A 6,700-nucleotide genomic window follows, 5' to 3' on the forward strand; every position below is an offset into this window, starting at 1 on the left:
CAGACCCGCTGCGTCCGCCGTCGATTATCGGCAGCACGATGGCTTCCGAGAGGGTCCTCTAAGGCCGGCGACGATCAGCCATGACACCTCGTATCAGCAGCCAAGCACGCGTGTTGATGTACCACAGCTTCGTTTTACATTATCCACAGCTGCGACTGAACTGAGGCGTTTGAACAAATGCGGACTTCGAACCGCGCAGGCGTCGATCCAGGGCGCGATGAGTTGCAAGCTGTCCTTGAGGACGCAGATGCAGTTGGTCGCTGGCAGGTCGACGTTCGCCAAAATCTTGTCACTGGCGACGCCATGATCGCCTTCCTGTTCGGCTTCACACACAAGTTGGCCGAGGAGGGGATCCCGTTTGAAACGTTCAACGGCGGCGTCCACCCGGAAGACCGCGCGCACGTCATGGAGCAAATCTGGCGATGCGCGACAGACGGCGGTTGGTTTATCAATGAGCACCGCGTCTGTTCGGCGGACGGTCGGACCCGCCGGATTCTGGCTCGCGGGAAATTCGACAAGGACGACGTTGGTACCGTGGTGTCGGGCCGCGGCATTGTCGTAGACATTACACACAGTGAGGAAGGTCATGGCCCCCTCATCATCACGAGTGCAGATCAAACGGCCCTGCCACTGGAGCGAGCGACGGACTTCATTTTAGCGGGTTACAGGTCACTCCAGGAGGCTGAGGAGCCGGAGGCCCTCGCCTTGGCGGAGACGCTGCTGTTAGAGCTCGGTCGCAGCCTAGCCAGGGCGGAAGTTCGCGCTCGTCTCGCACGATTGCATTAACCGGACGTCATCGCGTCGAAGTCGCGGTGGAAGAGCGCCTGTGGCCGCCTGATCAGGGTTGCAGTGCGCTTCGTACGCTGTTCCTGATGATGCTGGCAGACTTCTTCGATCAAACGATCAACGACCCCGTTCAGCTCACCATAGCCCGCATCTCGGCCACACCCTCGCGCAGCACATAGCCGCGGCCCCAGAGCGTCTCGATATAGAAAGCAGACTAGGGCCTGTTAGCGTCTGATCCAGTCGCAGGCGGCTTTGAGGCAGAGGACGCCCATGAAGCTGGGGGCTGTCTTTTCGTATCGTGTTGCGACGGCGCGCCATTCCTTGAGCCGCGCCCAGAGGCGTTCGACCTGATTGCGGTTGTTGTAGATCCAGTCCGGACAGGCGACCGGCGCCTCATTGCGCTTGCAGGGGATGGCCGGTCGTGCCCCGCGATCCCAGACATGCTGCCGAAAGGCATGGCTGGCATAGCCGCGATCGGCCACGACCCATTTCGGAATGCCGGGGAGGCTATCGAGCAAGGCGGCGGCGTGGGGGAGTTCATGCGCCTGTCCAGGGGCCAGGACGAAGGCCACTGCTCGTCCTAAGCCGTCGGCGATAACGCAGGCCTTGGTGCCAAAGCCGCCACGAGAGCGCCCAAGCGCTTCACGTACGTCCCGTTCAGCTTGAGAATCCCCTTTTTAGCGGCGCCCGCCGCCTTCTGATGGGCGCGGATATTCGTGCCATCGAGAAACGTCATGCCAAGCCGCACGCTGTGCTCCTGCGCCAGGGTCAGCAGACGCTCCCAGACCCCCAGTCGGGCCCAGCGGATGAAAGTCTGAGCCGCCATCCACCAGGGCCCCAGATCCGGAGGTACGGAGCGCCACTTGGCCCCGTTCTCGTGCCGCCAGATGATCGCCTCGACCGTGCGTCTCAGGTGTTCGGGCGGCTTCTTGGCGTGCGGACGACACGCCTCCACCATCGGCTCCAGCACGGACCATTGCGCGTCACTCAGCATGCCATCTCCTTCCATCGAAGGAAAAATGCAGCCCCACCCAACTGGTTCAGACGCTAACAGGCCCTAGCAAAAACCCACCCAACTTGGACTTAGAACGGACCAACGAGACGCCCAACCAAACCGTTCGGATTTGCTGATGTGCGCCACTAGCTAAACTTGACATATTGCCGCGAAGCGATCGTCCAAATCAAGCTTTAGATAACGGACGATAACACTATACACAGGTAGAATTAGGTTTTAGCGGCCTTCTATGCTCGATTATCCTAATTTTCTAGCGCGATTGTATAGATTGACAACACTTCGTCGCGCGCCGGAATGCTTCAAGCCGAGACCGCGGCGAAAAAGTTCAGGGACCTCAAATGGAGGCTTGTCGCCAAAAATGATGCCATGACGGGTGAGAGCCGTTAATTCGAGATCAGTGAGGCCTAATTGAGCAATGACCGCTTCACTAAGAGGAACTGCAAGTTCATCGGCCTTGGACTTGAATTTAGCAAAGGCTGACTTCAGCTCAACGATTTCCTCCTCTGTTTCATTAACCTTATAGCTACTTGTAGAATCTACTGCTGTTTTAAGCGAACGTGGCGTTAACAACCTGCTGCTGTAAAGGCTAAGTTCTTCACCTTCGGGTTCCACGGAAGCTGCGTTTGCCAAAAGCCGAACCAAGTCGCGCGGCACCAACCGTCCGCGTAGGTCCGACAAAACCGCGACTATCCAAGTCGCCGTATACGCTTCGCGCGTGCGGCGGCCAGGCTGATCTTCGGGGCCCAGCTTGGTGCCCCAAAGTGGCTCAAGCTTGGCAGCTCGTTCCGCGGAAGACAAGCTGTGGAAATGGGTGTCCCAGAGATTGGGAAGCGCTCCCGATTGATGGGACAGCCAAGCCGCTAACTCAAGTACATCGTCTTCTGTCCAGGTCAACGCAAAGGGGGCATACTCCCGCCGAAACTGATCTAGATTCTGTCGGATGGCCGCTTCAACGGTATCGCGTCTGATGAAGGTGAGCATGCCTATAGGTCGGCGCGGCTCGGACCGCAGCCGTTGAGGCACAGAAATTAGCAGCGCGCGCATCGCCACCTCGACCCCTTGGTCGACGGCGCTAGAGTAAAGCTCCTCGAGTCCTTCGAACACGGCGACGATAGATTGACCTCCTGTTCTCAGTGCCTCGAATAGTCCCTCGCCCGCGCCTTTCATTCTGACATGGAAACCGACACTCCAAGCGATGAGGTCCATCCAGATCCCAATCCATTGGCTCTCGCTCAGTCTATTTCCCAGTTGTTCTTTCAGATAGCTGGTGGTCTCATATATACTCAGTGGCGCCCCGAAGCCGATATGTTCACTCACGGTTCGTCGGACGTTATCAGCTTCATGCTGAAAAGCGGCGCTTGACTGAATTGAAGCTGCAATAGGCACCACAGCGGCCGTTACAGGGCTCTCTCCGCCGACCAGATCTTTGACGACGGCGCTCCACTCGCCCTTTGAGACGATGTACCGTGCGGCCAAAGTTTTGCCAGTGCCCTTGGCGCCTTCCGCAATAGCAATTGGCACTTCGGATTTATACCGTGAAGCGAGAGCGGCCAATGGTTGGGTCACTAGAGGGCGAGGCACGTTCCCTTGTAAGTTCTCCGCGGCAATCAGCTGGTTCGCGAACGCGCGTAGCGCCTTTCGCGGGTCGATCGTGGCTAGCGTTGTTGGCGCTGACGTCGAGCGGGCGGGTGGGTTGACGGAAAGCTCCGTGGCCAGGAATGCGTCGCTGCCGTTTGCAAGGGCACGTGAAAAGCCGCTGCTTCGCAGTTGCTCGACAAAATCGCGCCAGTTTCCTGTAGGTACTTGAATGTCTGGAAGCTCAGGTACATCGACCTGAACGAACGGCTCGATTTCCGGGACAATGGTGTAGACATCCTCGGACGAACCTATTTCAAGTGCCGTGTCGCCAACGAGAGAGTTCAGCAACTCTGTAGCGAGCGGCTCTATCAACGTCTTGTCCATGCCAGTCTGCCGAAATAGAATCGGGACTCGGTTGACGACCAGAAGCGGGCGACGCGGAACAGCGCCAGCTCTGCGGAACTCCCGCGCCAGAAAGCCGACAAATCCGGTAGTTGCCTTGATGGATTGGTCAGCAAGCGTCGTCACAAAAATCGGCGACACGTCCGGGTCCATGGCGAGATTGACGCCAAGCGGAACCAAGCCAGCGCGAACATCCACGACAATCCCCAAGGCACCGAGTTGCTCGGCCACTTTCGATAGGAGATCGGCTAGGGCGAACGGCCGCTCACGGGTTGAGAGATGCTCGGGTCGGACCGACGAACTTGCGAGTTCAGTGATGTCACGGCGGAGCGGCAGCACGTAGACGTTCCCTGGGAGCAGATGATCCCGCAACCGCTCGGCGACGAACTGGGTAGCCGCCGGGGCATCGTCCGTCTCTTCGGCATGCGCAAGCGCTATTAGGTCCTCTAAGGAAGTCTTCGGACGTCCGGCAAACGCTTCAAAAAGATAGCTGATGCCCGGTGCCTCTAGGTCGGCATCGACTAAGAGTACCGGTTGACCCAACGTCTCCGCCCAATGTAGGGCGAAGGCGATTGCAGTAGTCGTCCGGCCGGTTCCTCCCTTAACACTGAGCGCCGCCGCGATCGGAGTTGCGCGCTTGTTTGGACGCTGCGTCGTCGGTCGAAAATCGATTGCACCGTCTATAATGCCGAATGGCTGCCGCCCGCCGGCTTCGCGGGTAATGACTTCGATGTCGACGTCGAGTTCGCTGCCGCTCGCCCCCCCCTCCAGCTGTATCCTTAGGGGATCGCGCCGGACCCGCGACGGGAACAGAACCTCAAGGCCGTCAGCGAGTGATGTGTCTGTCACCTCGTCGTTCGCTTCGAACAGCAGGCCGAACCAACCGACCCGGGCGCCGACGATCTCCGGCGGCAAGGGCGATCGAGTGGGATCGATTCCCGCCAAGCGGCGCGCGACGTCCAGCCAAGTTACCGGAGAATGGTCGAACGTGCTCATCTATTGTCTCTGCACCATTCGACTAGGGATGCGAGCCAGTCGCAGATGACGGATGTGTCCCGGATCTTCACACCGTATCGCCAAGCTTCGTGCAGCAGTGCTGGGGCGCCCTGAAGGCCGGACCGGTCGACGACGATCGCCGGTGTGGCCTTAATGCTGGCACGAGAGATATTGAGGGCTTGGATTAACTTACGCAGGTCGTGAGAGAAGCTACGCGCCGAATCGGCCGCGCCACGTGCCTCGTCGGTGACCTTGAGATTGTTCCGCATCATGTACACGGACTTGAGCCCGCACTCGGCGGCATAAAATAATAGAAGGGCGGCACTAGCCGGGTCGTGCGCCCGCTCACGCTCGGCCGAGGCGAAAAGCTCGTCCGAGCGGCGCCGCAACGCCAAGGCGGGTGGATTAATCAACTTGGCCCTACGGTTTCGGACGGCTGATCCCATCCTGATAGCACGCCTTCGTACCGCCTAGATCGCGTCACTGTCGAGGCCGTGGCCACGCACCCGTAAGGAGATAGCTCGGCCTGTTTGTAGCGATCAACGCCTACTTGTCCCGGTCGACAGATCATTTTGAGAAGCCGCTATCCGCGGGCTTGGAGCTTATTTACTTCGAGGCACCACAACACATTGCAGTTGGCTGAACAATGTTAGTGAACAGTCGCCCGAAAGCGGACGCTCCGAGCGGCCGCTTAGGGTCAACTTCGGCTGTTTGCGTGGCCGTCAACGATCGGGGACGCATGGTGCTTCAGGCCGTTCAGGCAAGTTCAGCATCGGTATCTTCATCAACTCACGGTACAACGCGGACATCTCGTATTCGCCGTAGCTGTCCGCGACCGTGCGCCGGCCGTGGCCGGTGATCGCGTCCATCAGGTCCGGCGCGAGTCCATGTCGGCGCCCCAGCGTCTTCAGCCGATGTCGCCAGGAATGGTTCGGTGCCAGCCGTTCGTCCGTTAGCCCCAGGCCGCGGACCCACCGCCCCAGCACCTTCGTACCATTACCACCACGCTTGCCGAACACGTCCGGCTTCAGCTTCGGGAACAGTGGGCCTGACGGAATGCCCTGAGCGAAGGTAAGAAAGCCACTGTCCAGCACCGCCAAATGCAGCGGCACCGCTCGTTCTGAGCTCGCCGTCTTGAGCGGCCCGGCTTCGGGGTCGAAGCGCAGGCACCAGATGCCATCCACCTGCACCACGTCCTGTGTGCGTAGCTGACACACCTCAGACACGCGAGCCCCGGAGTAGGCGCATAGCCATGGCACCCAGCGCAGCACAGGATTGGCTTCAGCCAGCGCTGCTTTCAGCACAAACGCCGCTTCTTGGTCTGTGAAGCTCCGGATGCTCTCGGCTACCTTGCTTTTCACATCCATGCTTACCCGCGCGGCTGGGTTCTCCTTCAGCCGCCGGTTGTCGACCGCCCATTGCAGGATAGCGCGCACCGGCGCCAGCTTGGCATCGCGGATGGTCTTGGGGCGACGCCCCTCTCGGATCATCGCCTCCTTCCAGGCGATCAGGTCGTCCGGCGTGACGCTCGCCGCGTCTGTGCGGCCCAGGAAAGCCGTGAACTGCCGGACCACGCGCGACCACTCGTAAAGCGTCTTGGCCGCCGGTCGCTTCTCCGCCGCCCAGCCAGCGGACAGATCCTCGAAAGTGACGGGCTTTGCAGCTGGGGTCGGCACGCTGACCGCAGGCACAGCAGTGGCCGCCGGGTAGGGGATCTTCGCGACCTCGCCTTGAGCGTGACGGGTCAGGAGCAGGCTCGCGCGATGGACTGCCGCGGCGATCGCTCGCGCGAGCTTTAGAGCGGCATCCGATCAGGCTGAATCAATAGGGTTTACCACTCGGAGCGTGATGTGATTCTCTTGGCGGCTTTTGCAGGAGAGCCGCATGGCATCAGCTCTATCCGTCGATCTGCGCGCGCGTGTC

The 6,700-nt window shown here is 60.0% G+C and carries 6 protein-coding genes; 1 reads left to right on the forward strand and 5 read right to left on the reverse strand.

The genetic code is table 11. The annotated features are described in order from the left end of the window. Positions 1 to 93: 93 nt before the first annotated feature. On the reverse strand, positions 94 to 588 hold the full coding sequence (locus tag FV226_RS28720; RefSeq protein ID WP_246691659.1) for a hypothetical protein: 495 nt from the start codon (positions 586 to 588) through the stop codon (positions 94 to 96). Positions 589 to 812: 224 nt separating this feature from the next. On the opposite strand from FV226_RS28720, the gene FV226_RS28105 reads away from it, so the two are divergent. Beyond that, positions 813 to 965 carry a hypothetical protein gene (locus FV226_RS28105; protein ID WP_187278804.1) on the forward strand — a complete coding sequence of 51 codons (153 nt, stop codon included), beginning with the start codon at positions 813 to 815 and terminating at the stop codon, positions 963 to 965. A 45-nt stretch (positions 966 to 1,010) separates the two neighbouring features. Here the strand turns inward: FV226_RS28105 and FV226_RS19600 are convergent. The 4 genes from FV226_RS19600 to FV226_RS19615 all read right to left on the reverse strand — a co-directional run bounded on the left by FV226_RS19600 (position 1,011) and on the right by FV226_RS19615 (position 6,468). Then, positions 1,011 to 1,780 (reverse strand): IS5 family transposase gene (locus tag FV226_RS19600; protein WP_147764203.1). Its coding sequence is split into 2 segments (ribosomal slippage): positions 1,011 to 1,456 and positions 1,456 to 1,780, totalling 771 coding nucleotides; the frame shifts between segments, so codons are not numbered across the junction. Between the two features lie 258 nt (positions 1,781 to 2,038). Further along, entirely contained in the window at positions 2,039 to 4,777 is a 2,739-nt protein-coding gene (locus FV226_RS19605) for a hypothetical protein (RefSeq protein ID WP_147764204.1), read from the reverse strand. Further along, positions 4,774 to 5,190, reverse strand: a complete 417-nt coding sequence (locus tag FV226_RS19610) for a hypothetical protein (protein WP_147764205.1) — start codon at positions 5,188 to 5,190, stop codon at positions 4,774 to 4,776. Before FV226_RS19610 ends, FV226_RS19605 begins: the two co-directional genes overlap by 4 nt. 309 nt (positions 5,191 to 5,499) lie before the next feature. Then, positions 5,500 to 6,468 (reverse strand): tyrosine-type recombinase/integrase, encoded by a 969-nt coding sequence (locus FV226_RS19615; RefSeq protein WP_187278805.1) that lies wholly within the window; start codon positions 6,466 to 6,468, stop codon positions 5,500 to 5,502. Positions 6,469 to 6,700 lie beyond the last annotated feature (232 nt).

Source organism: Methylobacterium sp. WL12 (assembly GCF_008039475.1).
Lineage (GTDB): Bacteria > Pseudomonadota > Alphaproteobacteria > Rhizobiales > Beijerinckiaceae > Methylobacterium > Methylobacterium cerastii.